Genomic DNA, 25,807 nt, shown 5'->3' with positions numbered 1-25,807 from the left:
GAGAACAAGAATAATGCAACCTGTCGATACTCTGATTCGCACCGTGACTTCTGCCAGAACCCTGGCACTGACCGCCATGCTGGCACTGACGCCATTGGCACAGGCCAGTTCAGATTCATCAGCGACTGCCCCACTGGGTCCATCACTGACACCGATCGGTGCCGAGAAAGCCGGTAACGCTGACGGCACCATCCCAGCCTGGACCGGCGGTCTGAAGCCGGAACAGGGTGCCATGCAGGCAGACGGTAATATGACCGACCCGTTTGCCGATGACCCGGTACTGTTCACCATCACGGCGGACAATATTGACCAATACCGTGACCGGCTAACCCCCGGACAGCTGGCGATGTTCAAGCGTTACCCGGGCTCCTTCCAGATGAAGGTCTACCCTACCCGACGCAGCGCCAGCTACCCGGACGCCGTCTACGAGGCGACTCGCAGTAATGCAGAAACCACGACACTGCTGGATGGGGGTAACGGGATCACCGGATTGGCGAACGGTGTCGCCTTTCCGATCCCTGAAAACGGACTGGAAGTGATCTGGAACCACATGCTGCGCTACCGTGGCGACAGCATGGACCTGACCCTGAGTCAGGTCATTGCCGAAGCGGATGGCGATTACCGGGAAATCACCAAACAAACCATCTGGAACTTCTTCCCGAGTATTACTGACCTCGAAGAAGAGTCGAACCTGTTGTTTCTCTACAAGTCTAAAGTGCTGGAACCCGTCAGGATGGCCGGTGAAGTCACCCTGGTGCACGAACCGATTGACCAGGTCGCAGAACCCCGCCGTGCCTGGAAATACCTGCCAGGCCAGCGTCGTGTACGTCGGGCACCAAACATTGCCTACGACAATCCGGCCACCAGCAGCGACAACCTGAAAACGTCTGACAACCTGGACATGTTCAACGGTGCGCCAGACAAATATGAATGGACACTGAAGGGAAAACAGGAAATTTTCATTCCCTACAACAGCTATGCGCTTTACGACAAAAACCAGAGTAATGCGGATATCATCCGCCCCGGCCACATCAATACGGAACTGGCCCGCTATGAGTTGCATCGCGTCTGGGTGGTCGAGGCTACCTTGAAAGAAGGTCAGCGCCATGTCTATGGCAAACGCACCTTCTACATTGATGAAGATACCTGGCAGGCGTCCATCATTGATCTGTATGATACTCGCGACCAGCTCTGGCGGGTGGGTATGGCCCATGCCCTGCAATTGAACCCACACCAGGTCCCCTGGCTAGCGACGGAAGTCTTCTATGACCTGCACTCCGGCCGCTACATCACCAACGGCATTGCCAACAGTTACAAGAAACCGCTGGTGTTCGGGCAGCTGGCCAGTAAATCCGATTACACGCCAGCGGCCATCCGTCGCTGGGGTCGATAAAACTATACCGTAACCACTGCCTGCAACAGGCAGTGGTTACGGTCGCTCCATGCCTTTCACAATAACCATAAAACAGGTATCCCATGGCGAAGAAACTGCTGATCTCAGGCACAGTCGTTGCTGGTCTGGCCATTGCCGGTACGCTACTGAATGACCACCTGAAAACACCAAAAACCTATGACGCCCCGCCACTGAGTGAATGGCGTCCCGACGGTCCCCGTCATGCCGCACCTGTACATCCCGTGCTTGGGATTAACGACACCTTCCGGTCACTCCATGCCAGTACCCGGAATTCGGATGAGGTTCTGACAGCCACTGCTCCCAACGTTGAACTGGACTGGGTGGTGGAAAAACACCTGTTTATTACCGAAGGTCCCTCTATCGACCGACAGGGCAATCTTTACTTCAGCCCGGTCACCCCTTCAGAGCCAGTGGTCCTAGTCAGCCTTGACGGGGAAACGGGTGAACGACGCTGGTCTATTACTGGCAAACCACTCTCACAGGGCGGCGGTACACCACTGGTGCTGGAGGATCCGGACAACCCGGGACAACAGATCATTTACCTGACACTCTACGAACGGGCACTGGCCGTGCGTCAGGATGGCAGTGTTATCTGGGATGTCCCGACCGGTCTCAGGGAACCGGCCCTGCAGCCCGGCGATGATCGTAATACCCATAACTTTGGCGCCAGCTATCACCCCCAGTCAGACAGTATTGTCGGCCTGCTGATGGACGGCTCCGTTTTTGCACTGGATCGTAAAACAGGACAACCCATTCTGGCAGAAGCCTTTACCATACCTGGCGCACCCGCCAAAGGGGCAACGACCGGCCGTCCCGGAAAGTGGGTCACCAAGCGTACCGACAAGGTCATGAAAAAAGTCTTTGGTGAAGATCCCCAGGTCGGTGGACGATTCAGCAAGGTCGCCGATGTGCTGTTTGGCGGCGGCGTTAAGATCGCCAATTATTTTTCCATTGATCCGATGACGGGTCGTTTCTTTATCGCCGCCACCGCTCCAGATGAAGCCGATGGCACGATTGATGGATTGGCAGAGAATGGCGCCCTGTACGGCATCGACATGGTACCTGCCGGTAATGGCCAATACCGCCTTGAGGTGGCGGCCAGTACCTGGTTCAAGGGAGGAACCGGTTCGACACCTGCACTCCGCGCTGATGGTACGCGTGTGTATGTTTCAGACGACAATGGTAATGTGATCGCCTTTGATCAGGCGCTGAATGAACTCTGGCGGCAATCGGTTGGTGAACAGATTCTGGCATCTATCACCGTAGCGTCGGAGAACAATGAACTCTATGCCATCACGGCCGGTGAGCTGTTCAAACTCAAGGATCGCGGTGACAAGGCTGATGTCATCTGGCGCGCCAGCCTGGACATGTACCCGGAAGTTTTCGGCCAGAAAAACCTGAATATGCTGACAGCCTCTATCACCGCCAACGGCATTGCCGTGATACTGGGCGCTGGCTTTGAGAAAGGTACAGTGCGATTACCGGTCTCCGTCGGCGTCGGTTTGCTGGATCGGGAAACCGGTGAGGTAATCTCGTATACCGAAGGCGTGGAAGAATCCGTCGCTACCACCATTACTGGCCCTGATGGCGGTTTCTACATCGCCCACTCGCCAATCCGTCGCGCCGTCAGCCGTGCACTGCTGGGACCACTGGTGAAACCGTTAACAGGTGGAATTGCCAGATACAAGCCGGTGCGTAACGACCTTCTGGTACGTGATGCGGTTTGTGCCGCCGCGATACGTCTGGAGAATGCCGCCAGGTTTCAGCAGGATAATCCGGCATCCAGTGAAGCCGATACCCTCCAAGCGGGTGTATTACTGAAACAAGCCAGTCAGGCCGCCACTGCGGCTCTGGAGGAACAAGCGCTGGACAAAAGCCTGACCAGTCATTTGAAAGCATTACAGTTATCCGTCAATGTGCAGAATCCAACCACTGCAGCAGAGCAGGCAGATTCACTTTGCACAGCGATACAAACGGCTTCACTACCACCTAACACAGAACTAGCCAGTCGATAAATAGTGTGGCCATTTGTTCAAAGAGCAAATGGCCACCTACAAAGTACCCTTTCAAACCAATACCAGATCCCCCTCTTCTTCAGCACTTTTATAAGACATCCAGATACCACACGGGATAAAGTACGCATAAGTCTCTTTGCACTGACACCTCAAAATTAAATCAACTGTTTTTATCACCTGCCCTCAAGACTTTCAGTGAATTCATCACTACAGAAGATAATAAATGATGGTAATCAGGTAACGTTATAGAAAGGATTTAACCGATACATTTCAATCCATACTATGAATAGTTTGTATACATAACACCAAGATAACACACACGAAAAATGTTACTTTTCCATCATTTTCTTAAAATATTTCAGGAACATTACACTGCAATCGCAGTCATAAGAATAACTCACAAGCTCGGAGTAATTATGTTAGCAGCGATCCCTAACCAACAAATTCCTTCTGTATCAAGCAAGACAGCTGACTATTCTAAAGCGACAAATTCAGCCTCTCCAGAACAGCCAGAAGCCTATTTATCGTCAGAGCAGCAGAAAGATGACGAAGATATCAACCAGACAAAACATTTATGTGATTATTTTATCAAAGCTGTCATTGTTACCTGTAAAGTAATCGTAACCATTATTGTTATTCCGTTAGCGGCCATTCTTGGTTTTTTTGCTGGTTTTATTCGTGTCATTGTTGAAACATTTATTAATCGTTACAAGCACTATCAAACATACCATCCCGGCGAAACCTGGGAAGATAAACTACGGATAATTGAACAACTGAAGGCATACCACATACAGATTATAGAGTACTTCCAATCTTTGAAAGATAAGCATTCTGACAGCGGCCTTACCCTCTGGAAGGAAGTCACCGATCCCTGTGAAAGACTAACCCCACCTATTCGACAACAAATTATCCGCCATGAAGAAAATCTGGCCAACAAGTTTGAAGCATTGAAAGCATTCATTAAGACACTCTATACGTCTGAATCCAGCAGAAGCCAAGCTCCAGAGGATAACAGCGAACTACAACGCATTCAGCGCGAATTCAGTGAAGAATTATCAGCACTATTAACGCTATGGAGAACGCTTGATGGAAAAGTCACCTTCTTTAATCCTGAAACCAACGAAGTAGCGGCAACAGTAACCATCAAACAAGGTAGGCCCGTTTCCCGAACGGATACCACAACGCCAGATGATGACATTGAGCCTACCACCAGCCCTGATTTTGATAAAATGGCAGAGCAGAACCAACCCCTCCCGCGTACGATTGATTCAAAGTTCTATATATGGAATGACTGGTTTGCTGATCGTCTTAGCGATTATGAAGGCGTGCCAGAGAGCCAGGATCCAGAACAGACACCGAGTACAGCAACTCAAAACCGCCCCAAAACACCACTTCTCTGTCCTGCCTGCTGTGGCATGTGCGGAACCCCTTTTGCCGAAAGCATTCCCAGAGGTTTGCGCGCATTTCTATTCACATTTGTGCATATCATTCCCATGTATTCTAAAGGGGATTGCGCCGTGGAATGTACCGCGCCCGCATCACTGATTGGTGCATATCGATCTGTCAGACTTATCGTTTCGCTGATCTGGGGACTTGAAAGACCCGTTAACTGTTTTCCATGGCTACCCGGTAAAGCCCATCGATATCCCTGTTCAGATATTCGCAAAAAACCACCTGGTATCGAGGATATATATTGTCATCCGGAAGAACACATTTACACCGCGCCAGAAGCGCCACGCTTGTTAGATAAGACCTTGAGTCAGGAAACGGTTTCACTTAATGGTTCTGATTCTTCTCAAGATGGCTCTGATTCTGACAGTGAACAAAGCGATGCAGGTAACATGTTTTGAGAGTGTTATTAACCCATGCAATACCTGCAAATACTACACAGTTTACAAGCAGAACATCAGAAGTACTTAACGTATTACAAAAAAACATTGCTTCTCGACTCTATAAGTTAAAGCAAAATTTCACTCCTTCAAAAAAAATAAAAGAAAAATGGATTAAATCAACATGTAAACTTCAGCAGGCACCCAGGCTTTATAAAACAACACCTGACGTGCCTTTATCAAACAACTATAAACTTCCAACATTTGTTTTTTTACTAAGTGGCACCTTGCTTTCAAAAACAAACACCAGTGACGACATCGATACCACGGCCGAGTTAGATGACAATACATTATTGCAAACAGAACCATACATTATTTCTGCAGGTCTGGAAGCAATGACGGATCCCGACGAGGACTTTGAGGATTTTGCCAATGGTTTTATTTTTGATAATAGTGGACATATAGTCACCTGTGCTCACGCTGCAAATAAAAGCATTATATGGTATTGCAACACTGTGGATGCACATCGTCGTTTCTATAAACGTTTGGCATCCGATGATTATTCAGATACAGCCATTTTAGAAGCTGTACTCCCTGAAAATATCAATTTAAATTTCTCCAAAAGCCAGTTAAAAGCAAATAATAAAACACTGTCTCTACTTTCACGATTTACAGTACCATTCTTCGATAAACAATCAGATTGTCCATCATTTATAGAAAGATACTTTACAGTATCAACTAAATGTTCTAGGTACGGCGTTATCTGGCCACTTTGGTATGCACCGGATATGCCGTGCTCTGGTGGGATGATTCTGTCCAACCAAGGCTTTGAAGGTATGTCTATAGGTCTAGGTGGTTGTAGAATACCATGCACAGGGGCTGCTGAGCGACGCCGCGCGTGTACTCTCCCCCTATGCTCCAGTGTCTTATTTACACCCGCACAAACCGTTATATTCTCAGCACACAGTCTGATTCAATATGGCTGTGTCGTACATCATTTGTTAGGTTTTAACGTTGCCACTTCAAAAGAAGGCAACCGTTTATATGTTGAAAATGGAATTTTTCCTGCCTCTGACCAAACATTAATGACCCATGATATTATCCTCAATATAAGCGGTGAAAACATTACATCTATACAGCAATTCGCACATATTTTATCCAAAAAATCTATAGCATCACTGAATCGCTGGCTAGCATGGCGACACACTCAGTTAGCCATTGATGTCATGCGTGGAGGAAAGAAAAAAACGGTTCATCTGGTATTTGCCCAAAAGCGTGACTACAGCGAACCCTTCAGATTTGGCCATTTTTAGTGATTTATAATGAGCTGATTTTTGTAACCGGGAAAAACAATAGTATCAAAATCAATTGGACATCCCAGTTAAAATCTGACACATCATATAAGCCATCAATACAACGTACTCTCCTGTCCTGTGACCATTTTTTTTTCAAAATTTCATTTTAATAACCAGAAAAAAACGGGCTCCAAAAGGAGCCCGGTTTCAATGTCCGGTCAGACCGGAGAAAGGTAGCCTGACCAACATTTCCGGTTAGATGCGGCTCAGCAGGGTGCCGATCTTGTCTGCGTGGTAAGCCAGGGTTTCTTCGCTGGGCTTCTTGATGCTCTTGTGCGTCAGGTAAACCAGCAGGGCCATCTGCGCAGTTAGGCGGTTTTCGGCTTCGTCGAAGATCAGGGAGCTTGCGCCGTCCATGACTTCACGGGTGCACTCGCGCTGATCGTTGGCAGGCAGACAGTGCATGAACAGGCAGTCTTCGCCGGCTTTCTTCATCATTTCTTCGGTAATCACAAACTTCGGCATGAAGGCTGCCAGACGCTCTTCCTTCTCCGCTTCCTGACCGAACCAGTAGAAGCTGTCCGCGATCAGGATGTCGCAGCCTTCCACTTCATCAATATTGTCAGTCACAGTCAGGCGGCCGCCGGACGTCTTGATGTTTTCGTTAGCGATGTCCTGCCACATCTGGGGTGCCTGGTACTTCTTGGGTCCGATGTGTTTGAAGTGCATGCCGAACTTGGTGCAGGCAAACATCAGGGAAGAGCAGACGTTGGTGGCATCACCCACAAAAGCCACGGTCAGGTCTTCCAGCTTACGGCCTTCCGGCAGGTGTTCCATCATGGTGAACAGGTCCGCCATGATCTGGGTTGGGTGCAGCCAGTCGCAGAGGCCGTTGATGACCGGAACGGTAGAGTATTCCGCCAGACCGGCAACGGTCTTGTGATCGTCAACACGGGCCATGATCACGTCGCACATCCGGGACAGGACGCGGCCGGTATCCGCCAGGCATTCCTTGGCGCCCAGGTGGATATCTTTCGGAGACAGGAACAGACCGTGACCACCCAGAATCGTCGCAGCAGTCTCAAAGGACACACGGGTACGGGTGGAAGGCTGTTCGAAGATCATGGCAACAGACTTGCCGGCAAACAGCTGGGGAACCGCGTTGGCCTTGCGGGCTTCTTTCAGCATGCCCATCAGTTCCAGGATGTCGGTCAATTCCTGGCGGGTGAAGTCCTGGGTCTTGAGGAAGTGCTTAAGTTCAGGCTTGTGCAGTTCAGTGGCGCTGGAAGATGGCAGTTTCATGGTGATGCTCCTACTTCTATGGTCTTTAAAGCCGGGATTGTTCACTCATCAATGACCCGCGCTGGCACCGAAGGCCGCCGCTGCCGGTCGTTGTTTGTTCTGTTGGTTTGCATCATAAGCTTTCGATAAAAGTCGATATTGACCGAGATCAAAAGTCGATATTTATTTCAACAAATCTGATAAAACCCCATACTTACAAAAACAAAAACCGTAAAAACCCACCGAAACACATATAAAAAGCAAAATAACGATCAATAAATATCCATGCCAATTACACGAATAGAAATTAAACCGATATTTATTGGAATAATATCGAAGTATGACCTGCATCAAGATTCGATATTTATGGACATTTATCATGAACGCCATCAACAAAGAGGCGGCGGCCCGAACAGACGGACTTCTTCCTCTGATAACAGTTTGTCCGGCGCCGGCCACCAGAAAGGGATTCAGGGTAGACCAGGCCCGCGCCAGCAGCTTACTGAAGACTGTTCACCTGACTGGAGTTGCATGATGAGTACGGAGTCCACGGGAAAAATGGGGCTTTCCAGCCTTACCCTGTTCAGTGTCTGTGCGGTGCTGGTCGTTGACGGCCTCACCGCCTCAGCGTCGATTGGCCCTTCCTCTATTACCTGGTGGTTGATCACCCTGGTGCTGTTTGTCATTCCTTATGGCCTGATTTCCTCCGAACTGGGAACCACCTATCCCGGTGAAGGAGGCATTTATGACTGGGTCAAGCGGGCATTTGGTTACAAGTGGGCGGTACGCACTACTTGGTTTTACTGGATTAACGTCGGGCTGTGGATGCCGGCGGTTTACATCATGTTTGCCGGCATGTTCGCCGAGATGTTCTTCCCGACCATGAGCCTGTCGATACAGATCATCATTTGTATCGCCCTGACCTGGCTAACCATCTGGATCTGCAATATCTCGGTGGATGCCGGTGTCTGGGTCACCAACCTCGGCGCACTGTTCAAGGTCGCGGTCATTGTTGTATTAGGTGTCGGTGGTTTCTGGTATGCCAGCCAGCACGGCGTTGCAAACGAATTCACCCTCAGCAGCATGACCCCCTCCATCGACTCCGGCCTGGGCTTCCTGCCGGTCATCATCTTCAACCTGATGGGCTTTGAGCTGATCGCCTGCATGGGCAGCGAAATCCGCGATCCCCGCCGGGATATTCCCAAGTCCATCCTGATCTCTGCCGCAATTGTCACAGGCCTGTATGTCTTCGGCACCATCGGCATCCTGATGGCTCTGCCGGTGGAAGAAATCGGCCTGGTTGCCGGCATCATCTCCACTCTGCGCACCCTGTTCGGTGACGGCGCCTTCGGCCAGTTCATGGTTTACGGCATCGGTATCCTCGCCCTGCTGACCTTTATTGCAAACATGGTGACCTGGACCATGGGCGCCAGCCGCGCCGCCATGGAAGCCGCACAGGCCGGCGAACTGCCCGCCATCGTAGGCAAGGAAGATCCAAAGCACCGCACCCCGATCGGCGCCAACACCATTACCGGCATTGTCTCCACCGTGGTCATCATCCTCTACGGCCTGAGCTCCGGTGAAAGCGACGAGCTGTTCTGGTCTGTCTTTGCCTTCTCTTCCTGCGTCTTCCTGCTGCCTTACCTGTTCATGTTCCCGGCTTACCTAAAGCTGCGTATGGCCGACCCGGATGCCGAACGCCCCTACAAGGTACCCGGTGGCATGAAGACCCAGATTGCCCTGAGCGTCATCTGCTTCCTGTTCATTGTCCAGGCCGTCGTCCTGTTCATCTTCCCTGACATTGCCAACGGCAACATCGACTGGGCCTACAGTGCACCGGTGGCTATCGGTATCATCGCCACTATCGCCATCGGTGAATGGATTCTGGCGGGCGCCGTCAAACGCATGATTCACGCCCCGGCATAAGTCCGGGGTCGTATGACCGAAAACGAAAAATAGTCACGTATTAAGGAACATCGCCATGACCACGACTTACAAAACCACACCACGCGAAGACGGCTTCCGGATGCCCGGCGAACACGAACCCCATGCTGGCATGTGGATGGCCTGGCCGGAACGGACCGACAACTGGCGCTATGGCGGCAAACCTGCGCAGCTGGCGTTCGTCAACGTTGCCAAGGCCATCGCCGAAGTGACCCCGCTCACCATGGCTGTGTCCGCCGGACAGTACGACAATGCCCGCAACCTGCTGCCTGACCACATCCGTGTGGTGGAAATCACCACCAACGATTCCTGGATGCGGGATATCGGCCCCAGCTATGTGGTCAACGACAAGGGTGAGCGCCGTGGTGTCGACTGGGAATTCAATGCCTGGGGTGGGCTGGTCGATGGCCTCTACTTCCCCTGGGACCGTGATGACCAGGTAGCCCACAAAATCTGTGAAATGGAAGGCGACAGCCACTACCGGGCGCCCATCATCCTGGAAGGCGGTTCCATCCATGTGGATGGTGACGGTACCCTTTACACCACTGAAGAGTGCCTGCTGCACCCGAGTCGCAACCCTGACCTGAGCAAAGAAGACATTGAACAGGTACTGAAAGATTACCTGAGCATTGAGAAAGTCATCTGGATTCCGCAGGGGCTGTACAACGATGAAACCAACGGCCATGTGGATAACCTGATCCACGTCGTTCGTCCCGGCGAAGTGATTCTGTCCTGGTGCGACGATGAAAATGATCCACAGTATGAAATCTCCCAGAACGCGTATGAAGCCCTGAGCAGCACTACCGACGCCCGCGGTCGCACGCTGGTTATCCACAAGATGCACGTCCCCGGCCCGCTGTTCATCCGTGAAGACGAAGCCGGCGGTATTGATGCCTGCGAAGGTATGGAGCGCAGCGCCGGTGAACGCCTGGCCGGATCCTATGCCAACTTTCTGATCACCAACCAGCGGATCATCCTGCCCCTGCTGGATCCGGCCCGTGACGACGATGCCCGCGCCCTGCTTGCGGATCTGTTCTCGGGTTATGACATTGTCGGTGTAGATGCCCGTGAAATCCTGCTAGGCGGCGGCAACGTGCACTGTATCACCCAGCAGGTCCCTGCCGTGTAAACCCGGATACGGAACCGGACTGCCCGGTTCCGCCAGCTCAACGTTATGGACCTTTGTCGTCAACTGGGAGACCGCCATGTCTGCAGCCCGCCGCCTGACCCGTCGTGATATCACGCTGTTTACCATCAGCGCCATCCTCACTATCGACGGCTTGGCAGCGGCTGCGGCCATCGGCATACAGTCACTGACCTGGTGGCTGCTCTCCTTTCTCTGTTTTGCTATTCCCTATGCCCTGATCAGCGTGGAACTGGGCACCTGTCGCCCCTCCCGGGGCGGCATTGTCCATTGGGTGAAACAGGCCTTTGGTCACCGCTGGGCGGCCCGCACCAGCTGGCTGTACTGGATCAACGTTGCCCTGTGGATGCCCGCTGTCTTTATCATGATGACCGGTGTTTTTGCCCAACTGTTCTGGCCCAACATGCCACTCAGCGTGCAGATCATTTTTGCACTGGTTGCGACCTGGGTCGCTGTGGCAATCTGCTGCCTGTCGATGGATACCGGCAAATGGGTGCCCAATATCGGCGCCTGCTGCAAAATTCTGATTGTGCTGTTACTCGGCATTGGCGGTGTTGTCACTGCTCTGCGCGACGGCATTGCCAACGCGATTACCCTCTCCGCCCTGGTGCCCCAATGGGATGAAGGACTACAGTTCTTTCCTGTGATTATTTTCTCCATGATAGGCTTTGACCTGGTCTGCTGTGCTGGCGACGAAATGGACGACCCCCGTCGGGATCTGCCCGTGTCCATGCTGGCCGCCGGTGTCCTTATTACGGTTTTATACCTGTTTGCCGTTTTCGGTATGCTGGTTGCTCTTCCTGTGGATGAGATCGGCCTGATCTCCGGTCTGCTGGCCACGCTGGAACGGTTGCTTGCACCGTTGCCCGGCAGTGACGGGCTGATCATCCTGCTTGGCCTGCTCGCACTGTTCAGTTTCGTCTCCAATATTGTCACCTGGAGCCTGGGTTCTAACCGCGCCGCGGCTGAAGCTGCCCATGACGGGGCACTGCCTGCCGTGTTTGGCATTGAGCATCCCCGCCATGGCACACCGCTGGGCGCCAGTCTGTTGACAGGTGTCGTATCATCAGCAGCGATTATCCTGTACGGTTTCATGGCCGGTTCGGCCGAACAGCTTTACTGGGGACTATTCTCGTTTGCCAGCCTGATCTTACTGCTGCCTTATCTGCTATTGTTCCCGGCGTACCGGGTGCTTAAAAAACAGGACGGCCACAATCCCGATGGCTGGCAATTGCCTGATAATCCCTGGCTGATTCGCCTGGTCACCGTGCTGCCCCTGTTATTTACTGCACAGGCTGCCGTGTTTTTCGTGTTGCCCCCAGGTCGTTTCGACAGTCCCCATACCCTGTCGACACTCCTTGGGCTGGTTATTGTGATGGGTATTGGTGAATGGGTGTGTCAAAACAAGGCTTCACCCGGTAAGGAGGTTTTGGGTGAATGCGCTGTTGATTGAAACTCATGACACGGACAAAGGCGGAACGGCCAGTAGCTCTGGCCGCAAGCATCAGGCCCGGAGCCTGGAGCGGCGTCGCAGGATTCTGTCAGCCGGCCGTGAGCTGGTCACCTCGGAGTCGATTACCAGCCTGTCGTTGTACGACGTTGCCCGTGTTGCAGACATACCACCGTCGTCGGTTTACCATTTTTTCCCCAAGCTGGAAGCACTCCTGCAAGCGCTCTCGGTGGAAGTGTTCGAAGCATTTGACCAGTGTATAGATGAACCCATTCAGGCGGATGACATAAGACACTGGAGCGATATTGGCCGTACCCTGGAAAAACGGATGCAGGACTATTATCGCAATAACGCCATGGCCCGTGCCCTGATTCTCGGCCAGCATCTGCATAGCGATATTCTGGCGGCGGATCACCAGCACGACGATGAAATGGGACGGCGCATCCAGGCCATCTATGCGCAGTTCTACCTGCTGCCACCACTGCCGGAAAGTTACAATATCTTTGCCATTGCCCTGCAGGTGGCGGATAAAGTCTATGCCATGTCCCACCAGGAATATGGCAATATTACCGACACTATGGCACGGGAAGGCTGGCGTGCAGCCAAAGCGTACCTGAGCCTTTATTTGCCAGCACATTTGCCACGGCGTGATACTGTCGGATAATTTATCAGCGAATAATAACCGGGTGATCATCGCTGCTGCAGCGACGGAGTCATTGCTATGACGATCCCTTTTACCGGTTCGCCATTAGGCGACAGCGCATTACTCATCACACTGGGTGATGCAATCAGTGATACGGTCAATGATCGTGTGCATCAGGCGGCCGAGCTGATCACCCGTGCCCAGATTCCTGCAGTGCAGGAACTGGTACCGGCTTTTGCCACCCTGACCGTGCACTACGATCCCTGCCAACTCACTTATGAAGCGTTGTGGTCTGAACTAGAACGATGCCTCGTTCGTCTTTCGGACCAATCTCGGCATTCGGCCCGGGTGATTGAGATTCCGGTTTGCTATGACAACGTGTTTGCTCCTGACCTAGCCGAGGTCGCGTATTATTGTGGCTTGACGCCAGAAGACGTCATCCGCCGTCATTGCCAGGGTGAATACCGGGTGCATTTTCTCGGATTCTCTCCAGGCTTCCCCTTCCTTGCTGGCATGGATCCCGACATTAGTTGCCCGAGAAAAAAATCACCACGCCTGAAAATTCCTGCTGGGTCAGTAGGCATTGCTGGCAGCCAGACCGGGATTTATCCCATGGAAACACCAGGAGGCTGGCAACTCATTGGCAGAACACCACTAAAACTGATCAATCTTAACAACTCGACTCCAACCCTATTACAACCGGGCGACCAGATGCGTTTCAAGGCGATCAGCCGCGATACCTTTGAACACTGGGAGGATACCTGATGTCCTTAACCATTGAGGATGGCGGCATACTCACCACCGTGCAGGATACAGGGCGTCATGGTTTCCGCCATCTTGGGATTCCGGCCTGCGGCGCAATGGATAGCCTGGCAGCTCGCATCGCCAACCTGATGCTTGCGAATGAGGCGTCATCTCCATTACTGGAATACACGCTGACAGGACCAACGCTGCGCTTTCATGCTGACACCGTGATTTGTCTGACCGGGGGTACTGTCACTGCCCGACTGGAAGACCAGCCTGTGCCGTGTTACCAGCCTGTTGTCGTACAGGCCGGTCAAGCGCTGAAACTGGGACCCGTTCGTCAGGGCTGTCGGGGCTATCTTGCACTAAAAGGCGGACTGCATGTTGATCACATCATGAGAAGTGCCAGTACCTACCTGCGTGCAGGTATCGGTGGCTTTCATGGTAGATCTCTGGCGACCGGGGATAACCTGCCCTATATCCCTTACCCCTTATCCCCCACACTCGATATTGACTGGTTTCCAAGCCAAGACCTGATGTACGACGCTACATCCCGCCCTGTTCGGATCTTACCCACAACCGATCATGAGCAATTCTCAGACGACAGTTGGCATGCATTGTTCAACCAGCCGTTCGGTATTGATAACGCCTCCGATCGCATGGGATATCGTCTGACCGGTCCCACGATTACCCGGAAAGATCAGACCGAAAGGCTCACACAAGGTGTCACCATTGGCACGGTCCAGGTGCCTCATGACGGCCACCCGATCATTCTGATGGCCGACAGTCAGCCAACCGGTGGTTATCCGGTAATGGGACAGGTGATCCGTGTCGACATCCCTCGACTGGCGCAAATGAAGCCCGGCGATAACCTGCGCTTTGAACCCATTGAATTGAACGACGCTCAGTCGCTACTAAGAACACAAGAACAATACCTGCAACGCTTGAGAATTGCAGCAGAATACAAATGGAAGGACATCGTGCATGCCTGACACACTGGATATCAACTGTGACCTGGGAGAGGGCGCTGATAACGATAAAGACATTATGCCGTATATCAGCTCTGCCAATATTGCCTGTGGATTTCATGCCGGAGATCCACGCCTGATGGCAGAAACAGTCAGACTGGCACTGGCACACAATGTCGCGATTGGCGCCCATCCCGGCTTCCCGGACAAAGCAGGATTTGGACGTCATGAGGTGTCTATTCCGGTAGCTGACATCCGTCAGCAGGTGCTCTACCAGATCGGCGCATTGACGGCGATTACGCATGCCGAAGGCGGGCGATTACATCATGTAAAACCCCATGGTGCGCTGTATAACATGGCCGCCCGTGATACGACACTGGCCCGCTGCATTGCCCAGGCAATCGCCGACCTGAATCCTGACCTGATACTGGTGGGGCTGGCTGGCAGTGAACTGGTTAAAGCAGGGAGCACCCTGGGCCTTAAGGTTGTGCATGAGGTCTTTGCCGACCGAACCTACCAGCACAATGGGCAGCTGATGCCCCGCAGCCAACCCAATGCCCTGATAGAGAACGATGAACAGGCGCTGGCCCAAATCCACGACATGGTTGCCAATCGTTGTGTCACCACCATCGATGGAGACACCATCCCGGTACAGGCAGACACACTGTGCCTGCATGGTGATGGTGCGCATGCACTGGTTTTCGCCCAGGCAGCTCATGCATTCCTGACACAACACAGCATCACCATTCAACCGCCCTTCTGCACAGACCGATCGAAATAACCGATGGCTGGACACAGGAAAGCGGCTACCCGATAATCCGCGGCATTTTATAATGATCCCAGACTCCGACATGGCTGAAGCAACCGTATCTCCACCCACCGCTCCCCGTACACGCCGCAAGCCACAAGCGCGTAGTCTGGAACGTCGACGGGCCATACTGGATGCCACCCGTGAGTTGCTGGAAACCACCACTATCAGCGATCTGTCCCTGTACCAGGTAGCGGACAAGGCGGGCATTCCCCCATCTTCGCTGTATCACTTTTTCCCGAAAGTGGACGTGCTGCTGGGTGCACTGGTGGAAGAGATATTCACCGAGTTCGACACCATCATGAATGAGCCGCTGGATACTGATGCCATTCCTCACTGGACGGATATCACCCGCCAGCTACAGGCGCGTTTTGTCGCCTATTACCGGGAACATAAATATGTTCGGGATTTGATTCTGGGGCAGCATGTCATCAGCACCATCCGCCATGCGGACTATATGCATGATGACCTGCTTGGGCGCCGTATCCGGGAATACCATGAACAACTGTTCCAACTTCCTCCCTTACCGCAAGCCTACAATATTTTTGCAGTCGCCCTGCAGGTGGCAGACAAGGTCTATGCCATCTCCTATCAGGAGTACGGCAATATTACCGAGGAGCTGGCACGGGAAGGTCGACGGGCGGCGCAGGCTTATCTGGGATTATATCTCCCTGAAGTGATGCCCAGACGATGACAACAAACATACCGGCAACATTCTCCCCACCAAGAGAGCACCACGATCTAGGTCAAACGCTGATTAATCCCCAACTCTCCAAGTGAGTGGTTAAAGTGCTCACAAACGCTATCAAACTGAGTGTGCCATTCAGGTCGCATTCGTCGACAACGCCTCAAGACATTTTCAAAAAAGCAATAAACTTTTCCGCTTGAAGCAATGGTTGCTAAAGGACCTGATTGATTGACGCCAGGCAGAATTGAATTCTCGGGATCACCAGGCCACGTGGCAAACGCAGAAACCAATCTCCCCAATATTCCTGCAAACTGCCCCACCTTCTCTTGCTTTCCCTCTTGAACTAACTTGAACAAAAGAAAAGTCGCTCTGAGCACACTACTGTAGGGATGTTTAATACTGCGATCTTTAGGAACTGTAGTATAGCGATTGAGCAGCGACTGACACGCCTGCACTTGTACATTATGTCTCGCCTTATCTTTGAAAGGCGCTTTATAAAATTGATGTTTTGAATGAAAAAAATCAAAAATAACCCTTGCCCAAACTTCATATTCACGGAGGGCTTTACCAAATTGAAGAGATTCTTCTCGATTATCTGGAGATAAATTTTTTACAAATCTCACTCTCCCACTTTGATTAAGGCATACAAACGCATTTTTGTCTGATCCAGTCTTTTGACAAACTTCCTTGAATAGATTGAACGAATCAAATATAGGGGTTAAGGCATTTTCTTCACACAAGATTTCTTTCGTTAAAACATGATTGGCATCGTAACCCTCTAGAGGTGCATCAACTTTATAGCGCATTCTTCCTGTATTTTTAGATTTTGGGCGACATACCAAAGTACGACTACTTGCTACTGCACTTGCAGCCCCTCTTGGATCAATATCCAAACCGGCCATCGACTGAACAAGAGAAGCATCTTCTGACTGCGTATCCATACTCAATGGCCTTTGAAAACCGACAGCACCTTCCGGTGCTGAGATTTCACTTTCTAACGCAGGAGCCTGTTCTGTAAGTTGTTCAGGTCTATCCAAACCAGATAAACGCTCTGTTTCTACACAGTCCAAAACCTTTTCCAGATTATTTTGAACACGATGCAATACGCGCAGTTGACTCTCATTCCCCTGAAACTCAGCTTTACTCCTATCGACAAAGCTTTTTATATATTGCCGGTATGCATCCTTATTCTCTAAAGGAGAATACCAATCTTTTAGAATCTCACCTATTCCATTACAATAGAGACCAACCTCCTCAATATTAAACGAGGCCTCAAAACAGGGTTTAGACAACTTAACTTCATATTGATATAAATCTGTAAACGATCGAAATTGGTTTGTGTTTTTTAGGAATGCATTGAAATCCCGGACACGAACACAATCAGCTATTTTCACAAACTCCTCTGAATACCCACAGAGTAGATCTTGAATTTCAGAGAGGCGCGAGGAACAACAACCTAAAGCTTTTTGGAAATTGTCAAGCATGCATTTATTGCTTTTTCCTGCCTTTTTATGAAAAGTAAACTCTCCCTTTTCATCCATACCAATTAACGCATCTTTAGACAGCTTCTCACTCTTACCTCTAACTTCTACAGAGCGTATAAATTTAACCAGATCACCTGGGTCAAGCAGCAAATATTGCGGCTGCCCATAACTCACCCTTCTCGATTGAGATCGATCATGTATGGCAACTGCTGCTTCCCCCTGTTGTATTGAAGCCGTTTCCGGTGCTTTCTGAACGTTTCCTGATCCGCTGTCCTCAGCACTTCTCTCAGACCCCGGGCTGGTTCTCCCTCTGGTTATATCAGCGTAACTTCTTTTCAACTCCATATCGCAATTCTCTTAGTATCTAGCAGTAAACCATCAAACGCTATGGCAAGTCGAACAACACATCACTAACAACATCGTTAGTAATAGTGATAAATTCAGCCCTCATAAACCAAAACATGAAGATGACGTTTGAACCAATGAATATACGTCAATGCCAATAACTAATAAGATGCCTTGACTAACCCTCAAGGAACTACACCCGCATTAATTGAGTCTGATTTTTGAAATTAGATGGATACAACAAGTCAGAAGGTAGTGCATACAAGGATACAAATTGATTGAAGGCTTTAACCGATGCAATGGTTAATACAGCGTTGTTTTTTCGGTTTTCTCTTGTTTGCCGTAAGATTGAACATCACTTAGCAGTGCACAATTGATTCAATCTCCAGCAATCAATTTAGCGCCCTCAACACAATGAAGTAACAATCTCACACTTTCCTTCCATGATATCTATCAAAAGCAGTTGAGCCCGTTGAATGGTTTGGGGATGAAGATATCCACCAGTGAAACAACGGTATTTTTATACTTTCATCAGGAGTCAGATTGATGGCGAGTTCAAGCAGAGGCGCTGGGCAACAACCAAGATTCACACAAAGGGATGATGGAGCCCTTTCTGACCCACATAAGCAACGAGGCAAAACCGAACAACAGCAGGGCGCTCGCTATGCGAGGAGGCATGTCGCAGAGGCCCAAGCCTCTGGTCCAGCGCCAGACTCAGTCAACCGCCGAACCTCCTCTACTCACCAAATAAGCATTACTGAACATCATATTGCGCCAGTCAAGGAAGGGGGTGACCAAGGCGCTGCATTTGCATCAACAACACATCACAGAGCACCCCGAGTTGACGACAGGCGCGAAATGCCGGAATCACAACGGCCTTCCCCATTACAACCTCCTGCTGATTGGGTGAAAAGGATTGACAACGCCATCCGTGAATTGTCAGAAGCTGAAAACACCGCAGAAAACCCAGTGCAGTGGTGCGTAGGGATTGTTGAAAAGACAGAAGCATTACATGAGAAAGAGAAAGAGTTTGAGACGAGATACCACAAAGCGTTGAACCTGGAAATCGCACCGATTTACGGTAACGCACTTGAGCAAGCAATTGCATATTTAGAACAAGAAGATGTAGGAAAAAAAATCTATCAATACAGACGTGAGTTATACACAATAATTACTCTTGCTTATTTGCATCCACCTGCCCACCCAGTTAAACCACCTGAACGCTCATCTTTCAATGATCGTATTAAAAAAAGACTAATGCGTCTCATGAAGTCAGAAATTCGGTATTTAACACACGTCCATATCAACAAACCGCTTCCCTTGACAGGTTGCACCGATGAAATCCTAGAAGATCTCGAACACTTTCTCCGAGAAAAGTCTCCTGTACACTATTTTTTGACAAAAAAAGAAGTAGAGAGCTATCACATTGATATTGATAACATCAAATATGCTGACATTCCCGAAACGTTCTCTGCTGGATCATTTGAAGAAGCCTTAGCCTATCGAAAGTATGTCAGTGCTTACAGGATTCTGACTAGAGACCATAAGGTCAGGCCAGCAAAACTAAGGTATTTCGTTGACACGTTGACTCAAGAGATAGATCAACTAAAGCACATCATAACTTACACTAGAGATTTCAGCCTCCATGTAAACTGGTTAAATATTCTTATTATTTTCAAAAAGAAATTGCTTGGAACCATTAATAAAGACGCAGATCTTAAGCCATTAATCAATACCCTTCTATCAAAAACGGTCAAATACATCATTGTAGAAATAGCGGCAAAATCTCCATATTTAACCAAGACTCAGGAGGCGATGCCTTTGATTGAAGACATTATCTGTGATCCTGAACTGGATCAAGACTGTCAGATAAAATGGGCTATTCTCCAACGTCCAGAGCTTGACGCTGCAGAGGTGGCGCAAGATATCAGCGGTTTTGAACAACACTCTACAGCTCGTCTACAGGAAGCCTTGGATGCCATCAATCGAAATACCCGAGCAGGTTTTGAAAACGCAGCCCTTCTCATCAAACCACTCCTTGCAATACAGGATGTGATTAAAACATTGCCAACACTTTACCTAATGTATAAACAGATAGAAGAAGTATTCCGCAAACCGTTAATTGTATATTTCTTCGTCCCGACGATTAAGGAGCTTGATCAATTACGTAATGATCGAACCAGTTACAATGATTTAATCCCTCTGATGCATAATCACAAAGAAACCTGTATCTCGAATGAACAATATCGCTTTCTTTTAGATTTATCCCAAGATGATCGTTGGCAGGAAGCGCTCTGGAAAGTTTGGGGAAAATCAGTACGTCTATACGCTCAAACAAAAAAGCGAACTATTCACGCAGAAGATATTGCAGATTTGTTGCTTTTTCAGACGATGGCAGAAAATCCAAAATGCCATATCGCAAAATCGAACATCATAAAAACGCTTACTCAGATATTTGCAGACTCCATTGAGAATGTCGGAACCTTGGAAAGCGCTTTAACGCCAGAAGAACGTACCACTCTGGCTGCCTGGGGAGAAAAGCTCTGTAGCGTAGTAAACCCCAATCCCATATTCGCCCAGAAAGAGCAGCCCGATAACGAAACATTACTTTCAACCCTACAGCAGTGGCGCTCTCTGCAGTCAGACCCGACGATACCAGCAACTTCAGAGCTAACCGATCAGCCTGGGGAAAATATCGCTGACTTCGCTACCGATTCAGGTCAGCCATATGAGGTATTCAGTACCGATAATGAGACATACTTTGCTGATGATGAAGGTGACGCAGAGCACTATACTGCCGTTGAAGAAGATACGACTGAACTCGTTTCCGTACCCGCTCAGCCAGAGGAAGCTCCTCTTTCACCGGGTGTCGCACATGATCAACTGACAGCTAGCTCACCATGGTTCACACGTATACCTCCCCCAGAGAAACCATTACTCCCCTCTGATGTCGTACAGTTTGATGACACTGTAATACCACCTCCAGATCAGTTTGCTAACAACCCCATAGTACAAATGCCTCTCTGGTGGAAAATGGATCCTAACGTTGAAGCGGAATGCTCTTTCGGCTTTTTTCCGACAACAGAACAAACGACTGACACGAACCAAACTATCGAAACACCAGCGGATGAGCCGCAGACAATACAGGGGGTTATTGATCAACCTGAAGACGATAAGGGTGAAAGAGATGACAGTCGTCGCAATAGAGATGAGACTTCGCCATTAATAACAGAGCAGGCTATTGAACAACAAGCGGTTGATGAAAGACCGACGTCACGAAAACCTTCAGTATCTGACCAAGAAGCAAAGCGCGTTACAGAACCAGCCTTAGCATCCACACTGCAGCGGACAACAGAGCAGACTGATGAGCAACACACCGTTTTAGAAAGACCTAAGTCACCGCAGAGTCCAATATCTGAACCAAACACCGAAAGCCCAACAGAAGAAGTCATCATTGATCCGCATCAACTCAAGCCAAAACAGCCGTCAGAAGCAACATCTGTTGTTACTCAAGAGACGGAAGATACTGCGGATAGAGTAAGTGACATAGGTAGTAGCGATGCTACGGCATTACCAACAGACAAGACTGTAGAAGAGCAACCTGAACCTGTTGTGGTCAAGCCAAAACCTCGGAAGCCCCTGACATCCAGACAAAAGCGACAGCAAAAACAACGGCAAAAACAAAAACGCGCGACTGAAAAAGCTACCACGACCTCGCAGCAACACTCACCGAAGCAACTTGCCACTGCAGAGCCTGATGTTACTCAAAAGGTCGAAGAAGCTACAGCTAACACTACTATCAAGGACATACGAAGTAATGAGAGTGGCATCTCATTACCAACAGAACAGACTATTGAACAGCCACCTGTTGTGGTCAGACCCAAGTCACCTGAACAGAAAGAAAAAAGCATCACAGAAACAACCATAACAACTCCGCCGCAAGTGCCAAAAGAACAACTAATTGAAAAAACGCCTGCGACGGTCAGGCCTAAGCAACCCCAAACTCCGGCATCTGAAAAGAAAGGCAAAAGCGCTATAGCTGAACCACAACAACGGCCAGCCTCTCAGACGCATAAAAGCGTTCCTGAACAGCCTTGGTATGAATTTAAGGATGCAGTGCGGAATAGAAGCGTTCGCGACGCACATGCAACAATAAAAAAATTAAAAAAGCTGCTCACAAACAAAAAATTTAACCAACTCCCTCAAACATTAGAGCCTTTAATTTCATCTTTTACTCAACACATTACAGATATAACATCATTGGCTAGAAAGCATAAAACAATAGCGCATGACCATTATTTAATGTTGTACCAACTGGCATTAATAAATTGCGAGTTCGACTCTATCGCTATGATTATGGCAAAGAACAAAGAAAAGCTTACACCAATATCAAAACATAAACTTCATCTTATTGCTGAATCCTTAACCGATGCCAGAAATGAATTACAAAATGGACTTATATTATTTTGTCAGTATTATTCCAAATCTACAGAAGAGTGGTCACATGTCATTCTTATTCACACACTATGCCTTTCCTTTAATGTAAATCATGAGGACACGCCATTTTATTTTTTAACGGATACTCGTCAGTCATCATCACCTGATACAGAAATGAAACGACTTTCAAAAACAGTCATTCCAACACTAAAAAAAATAATAGTGCAATCACATAGTCAGGGGAAACTGTTCGATCGCGAAAGAATGATAAAAGATAAACCTTTATGGAATTCTGACGAACGTTTTTCTCATCTGTCTATTAAGGATTTAGCTCATTTCCCTTCGCTACAAGATTTTTTAAAATTCATTAATGTCATCACATGCAGGATTGTCCTTGATGGTGATGGAAGTCCGCACGATAAAAACAGCCAAACATGGAAAGTTGGTCTATTACAACCATTACTTAATGAACTTTTTGACAAAATACAATCAAGCATGAATACATTTAACAATGATGAAACACTGAGCATTCAGGGCATTCTTAAAGATATTCGTAAAGTCTATCATCTTGTCTTACGTGAGGTGAGTAATGATTTAAATACAAAATTGAATGCGGTCATTGAGGAACTCAGCCTGTTTAAAGCTGGAAAGCCTGTAATCGCAAACGAGAACGACACTCCCACAGCCAGCAAAGAACCACAATCTTGCGAAACGTTGGAATCAAAGGATCACAGTACAACACCAACGTTAAGTGGCGTTGACGAAGAAACAACAAAAGCAAAAGCGGACGAAGATACAACCAGGAGTCAGTCACCCCATGAGACAAAGGATACTGTTCAAGACACTACAGGTCATCTGGCAGAACCGGAATTAGCTGCGACACAGGAAACATCAACACAGCCAGAAGATACCCTGACATCAACCTTCACCTCTGCAACTGACTCTACCACTGGTGCTGATGAAACCAGTAAGGCTCCTTTGGGCAGCGCATCATCAAGCCTGGCAACGTCCAAAGAAGCTCTAATTACGTATGATAACTTTGGGAAAAAAAGGAGAAGAAAGGCCTTTCGTAATCTCATAGAGGCCAACTTTACGATTGATCGTTCTCAGTTTGACCAGTTCATAGAGAATCAATTGGTTCCGGAAGACGTGTGTATCCGCTTGGCCGATGAGGGTGAGACCGGTGAATTTATGGCTTACTATGAGTCTTGGTATAACTCACTTCAGCAACCTTCACCAGCGCTTTCAGCGCCAAAAGAAGAAAAGCCAATACCATCACAATCAGAATCTATTGAAACCTTTGCATACAAAGCCACAACCAGCAAAAAGCCACGACCTGACGAAACATTAGAATCAAAGGATCATAGTACAACACCAACAGTCAGCGGCGCTGAAGAAGAAACAACAAAAGCAAAAACGGAGGAAGATACAACAGAAAACCAGCCTCCCCAGGAAGCGCAGGATACTGCCCAAGGCATAACAGATCATGATCAACCAACAGAACAGCCATTATCTGAAACTCACGATGTGCTGACACAGCCAAAAGATACCCTGCCATCAACCTTAATCTCTGCAACCGATTCTGTCTCTGGTGCTCAAGCCAGTCAGGCTCCTTTGGTCAGCGCACCGTCATCAGACATCGCAGCTCCCGTAGAGTCTACAATTTCCTATGAAAGCTTTGGAAAAGGAAGGAGAACGAAGGCCATTCACCACTTGAAAGCTGCCGGTTTGGAAATTAACCGTCCTCTATTAAACCAGTTCTTAGAGCAGAAGCTGGTTACGGAAGACGAGTGTATCCGTCTGGCTGATAAGGGTGAGAAAGATGATTTTATGGCTGCTTTTAAGCCTTGGTATAACTCGGTGACACAGCCTTCACCAGAGACTTCAGAAACAAAAGAAAAAAAACCAATAGCATCAAAATCAGAATCTACTGCTACCGTTGAATTTGAGGATCACAGAAACCTGAACAAGCAACTCAAAAAGGCAGGCATGCACATCACCCTGACTGATTTGAGTCTTTTTATTGATCCCAGTCGTGTAGACCTTAATGACTGTATGCTCGCCTCTCATGGCAACAAAGAGGCCATTCATCGCGTTAAAAGTGCTTATGAACGCTGGAAGCAGCCAAGTTTAACCGCCGCTCCGGCAACCATTGCAAAAGAAGCAACCGTAGCAGTCGCTGAAACACTAACGAGTGAAGAAGCATTGAACAATCTGTTACAACAGATCAAAGCCGTCAAACCCAGTCCGCATTCTCCCTTTGATCAGCCACTCACCACTGATATCTGCACAGATGGCGGCGAACGCACATTCGATAAGGAACGTGAAAAGCTGGAATATTCAATAGAAGCCATGAGACAGCAGGTAGCAACACACGATAAAAAGGCAAAAGGAACATTGAAGACAAGACAAAAGCTGGAAACGATGATTCTTGAGTATCGATTTAACAGGCGTTCATTGGATGAGACAAAACAAGCCATTGAGCAGGAAGCAAAAGGTGAACTACAAGAGGCGATGCTAGAGAAATTACAAACAGCAAAACCCTTTCGACAAACACACTTAACAACGGAAGAAACCAGCGAATTACAGTTATATCGCCAGGGAATCGAGATACTCCATGAGAACCGGCAGCCGAGCAAGGACTACGCAGCCAGTTGCCAAGGGTGGGTCAACTCATTGGAGTATGGCTTGAGCGGTCATGGCTATCATCAGGTTATAGGTACTGATGAAGAAATTGAATGGTATACTGGCGACAAATCTCCCGTGCTCTGCTGGGATAAACCTGAAATAAGAGATACTCATTACAACGTATTCCTTCATCAGGCATCGCCTGATGCCTTCAGGGCGGCAATACACCGTAGCCAGCAGTGGGAGCACAGTGGGGCTATAGACTCAACAGAACAGTTAAACGGCGAACGCTATGTGCTTCTGAGAACATCGCCCTCAGGTGAAGCCGGACATTTCGTCAATATGGTTCGGTCCAAAGCCACGGGGCGATTCATTGTGATTGATGGAAAAAAACTGAACGTTTTCCCCGTCATTCACGAAAATGGTGAATTCACGGATGAAGCGTATGAAGAACTTGGCAACAGAAATGTACACGTCATGCGTATGGATTTAATCCCCGATGATACCTTGGAACAGGAATTCAAGAAATGTACTGAGTTGTTGGAAAATTACCGCTAAAAGTTCTCTCGGATCAGCAAGGTAGCTACTCATTGCTTCTGATGTAGTCATTTACAGCCAATGGAGCTCTGTTTTATTCGCGCAGCTCTGAAAGGATACATGCCAAAGGGCATGATTATTTGCATCAACAAC

At 48.9% G+C, this 25,807-nt stretch carries 15 protein-coding genes; 13 read left to right on the top strand and 2 right to left on the bottom strand.

The features are described 5' to 3' along the window. The first annotated feature begins 13 nt into the window (after positions 1-13). The 4 genes from KHS78_RS16975 (at position 14) to KHS78_RS16960 (ending at position 6,571) form a co-directional block, all read left to right on the top strand. Positions 14-1,393 carry a DUF1329 domain-containing protein gene (locus tag KHS78_RS16975; RefSeq protein ID WP_211829725.1) on the top strand — a complete coding sequence of 460 codons (1,380 nt, stop codon included), beginning with the start codon at positions 14-16 and terminating at the stop codon, positions 1,391-1,393. A gap of 83 nt (positions 1,394-1,476) precedes the next feature. Further along, positions 1,477-3,429: a PQQ-binding-like beta-propeller repeat protein gene (locus KHS78_RS16970; RefSeq protein ID WP_211829723.1), complete on the top strand. Its 1,953-nt coding sequence runs from the start codon at positions 1,477-1,479 to the stop codon at positions 3,427-3,429. A 416-nt stretch (positions 3,430-3,845) separates the two neighbouring features. Then, positions 3,846-5,279, top strand: a complete 1,434-nt coding sequence (locus KHS78_RS16965) for a hypothetical protein (protein WP_211829721.1) — start codon at positions 3,846-3,848, stop codon at positions 5,277-5,279. Next, positions 5,276-6,571: a S1C family serine protease gene (locus tag KHS78_RS16960; RefSeq protein ID WP_211829719.1), complete on the top strand. Its 1,296-nt coding sequence runs from the start codon at positions 5,276-5,278 to the stop codon at positions 6,569-6,571. The genes KHS78_RS16965 and KHS78_RS16960 overlap by 4 nt, the downstream gene beginning before the upstream one ends. Positions 6,572-6,808: 237 nt before the next feature. Here KHS78_RS16960 and ptcA read toward each other — a convergent pair whose 3' ends face one another. After that, positions 6,809-7,855, bottom strand: coding sequence for a putrescine carbamoyltransferase (gene ptcA, locus KHS78_RS16955; RefSeq protein WP_211829717.1), 1,047 nt, complete (start codon positions 7,853-7,855; stop codon positions 6,809-6,811). A 513-nt stretch (positions 7,856-8,368) separates the two neighbouring features. On the opposite strand from ptcA, the gene KHS78_RS16950 reads away from it, so the two are divergent. The 8 genes from KHS78_RS16950 (at position 8,369) to KHS78_RS16915 (ending at position 16,229) form a co-directional block, all read left to right on the top strand. Next, entirely contained in the window at positions 8,369-9,760 is a 1,392-nt protein-coding gene (locus KHS78_RS16950; protein WP_211829716.1) for an APC family permease, read from the top strand. 55 nt (positions 9,761-9,815) lie between these two features. Beyond that, positions 9,816-10,907: an agmatine deiminase gene (aguA, locus tag KHS78_RS16945; RefSeq protein WP_211829715.1), complete on the top strand. Its 1,092-nt coding sequence runs from the start codon at positions 9,816-9,818 to the stop codon at positions 10,905-10,907. A 76-nt stretch (positions 10,908-10,983) separates the two neighbouring features. Beyond that, entirely contained in the window at positions 10,984-12,375 is a 1,392-nt protein-coding gene (locus tag KHS78_RS16940) for an APC family permease (RefSeq protein ID WP_211829714.1), read from the top strand. Then, on the top strand, positions 12,356-13,036 hold the full coding sequence (locus KHS78_RS16935) for a TetR/AcrR family transcriptional regulator (protein WP_343216931.1): 681 nt from the start codon (positions 12,356-12,358) through the stop codon (positions 13,034-13,036). The genes KHS78_RS16940 and KHS78_RS16935 overlap by 20 nt, the downstream gene beginning before the upstream one ends. 57 nt (positions 13,037-13,093) lie before the next feature. Then, entirely contained in the window at positions 13,094-13,780 is a 687-nt protein-coding gene (gene pxpB / locus KHS78_RS16930) for a 5-oxoprolinase subunit PxpB (RefSeq protein WP_211829713.1), read from the top strand. Further along, positions 13,780-14,751 carry a 5-oxoprolinase subunit C family protein gene (locus tag KHS78_RS16925; RefSeq protein WP_211829712.1) on the top strand — a complete coding sequence of 324 codons (972 nt, stop codon included), beginning with the start codon at positions 13,780-13,782 and terminating at the stop codon, positions 14,749-14,751. The genes pxpB and KHS78_RS16925 overlap by 1 nt, the downstream gene beginning before the upstream one ends. Beyond that, positions 14,744-15,508 carry a 5-oxoprolinase subunit PxpA gene (locus KHS78_RS16920; protein ID WP_211829710.1) on the top strand — a complete coding sequence of 255 codons (765 nt, stop codon included), beginning with the start codon at positions 14,744-14,746 and terminating at the stop codon, positions 15,506-15,508. The genes KHS78_RS16925 and KHS78_RS16920 overlap by 8 nt, the downstream gene beginning before the upstream one ends. A 70-nt stretch (positions 15,509-15,578) precedes the next feature. Beyond that, positions 15,579-16,229, top strand: coding sequence for a TetR/AcrR family transcriptional regulator (locus KHS78_RS16915; RefSeq protein ID WP_211829709.1), 651 nt, complete (start codon positions 15,579-15,581; stop codon positions 16,227-16,229). A gap of 47 nt (positions 16,230-16,276) precedes the next feature. On the opposite strand, the gene KHS78_RS16910 is transcribed toward KHS78_RS16915, so the two are convergent. Next, complete coding sequence (locus KHS78_RS16910; RefSeq protein ID WP_211829708.1) at positions 16,277-18,052, bottom strand: hypothetical protein; 1,776 nt, start codon at positions 18,050-18,052, stop codon at positions 16,277-16,279. Between the two features lie 546 nt (positions 18,053-18,598). Between KHS78_RS16910 and KHS78_RS16905 the strand changes: the two genes are divergently transcribed. Further along, complete coding sequence (locus KHS78_RS16905; RefSeq protein WP_211829707.1) at positions 18,599-25,675, top strand: hypothetical protein; 7,077 nt, start codon at positions 18,599-18,601, stop codon at positions 25,673-25,675. Positions 25,676-25,807 lie beyond the last annotated feature (132 nt).

The organism is Kistimonas asteriae (assembly GCF_018263925.1).
Classification (GTDB): Bacteria; Pseudomonadota; Gammaproteobacteria; order Pseudomonadales; family Endozoicomonadaceae; genus Kistimonas; species Kistimonas asteriae.
Note: the sequence above shows the minus strand (reverse complement) of the source record. Positions and strands in the feature narration are given on the sequence as shown.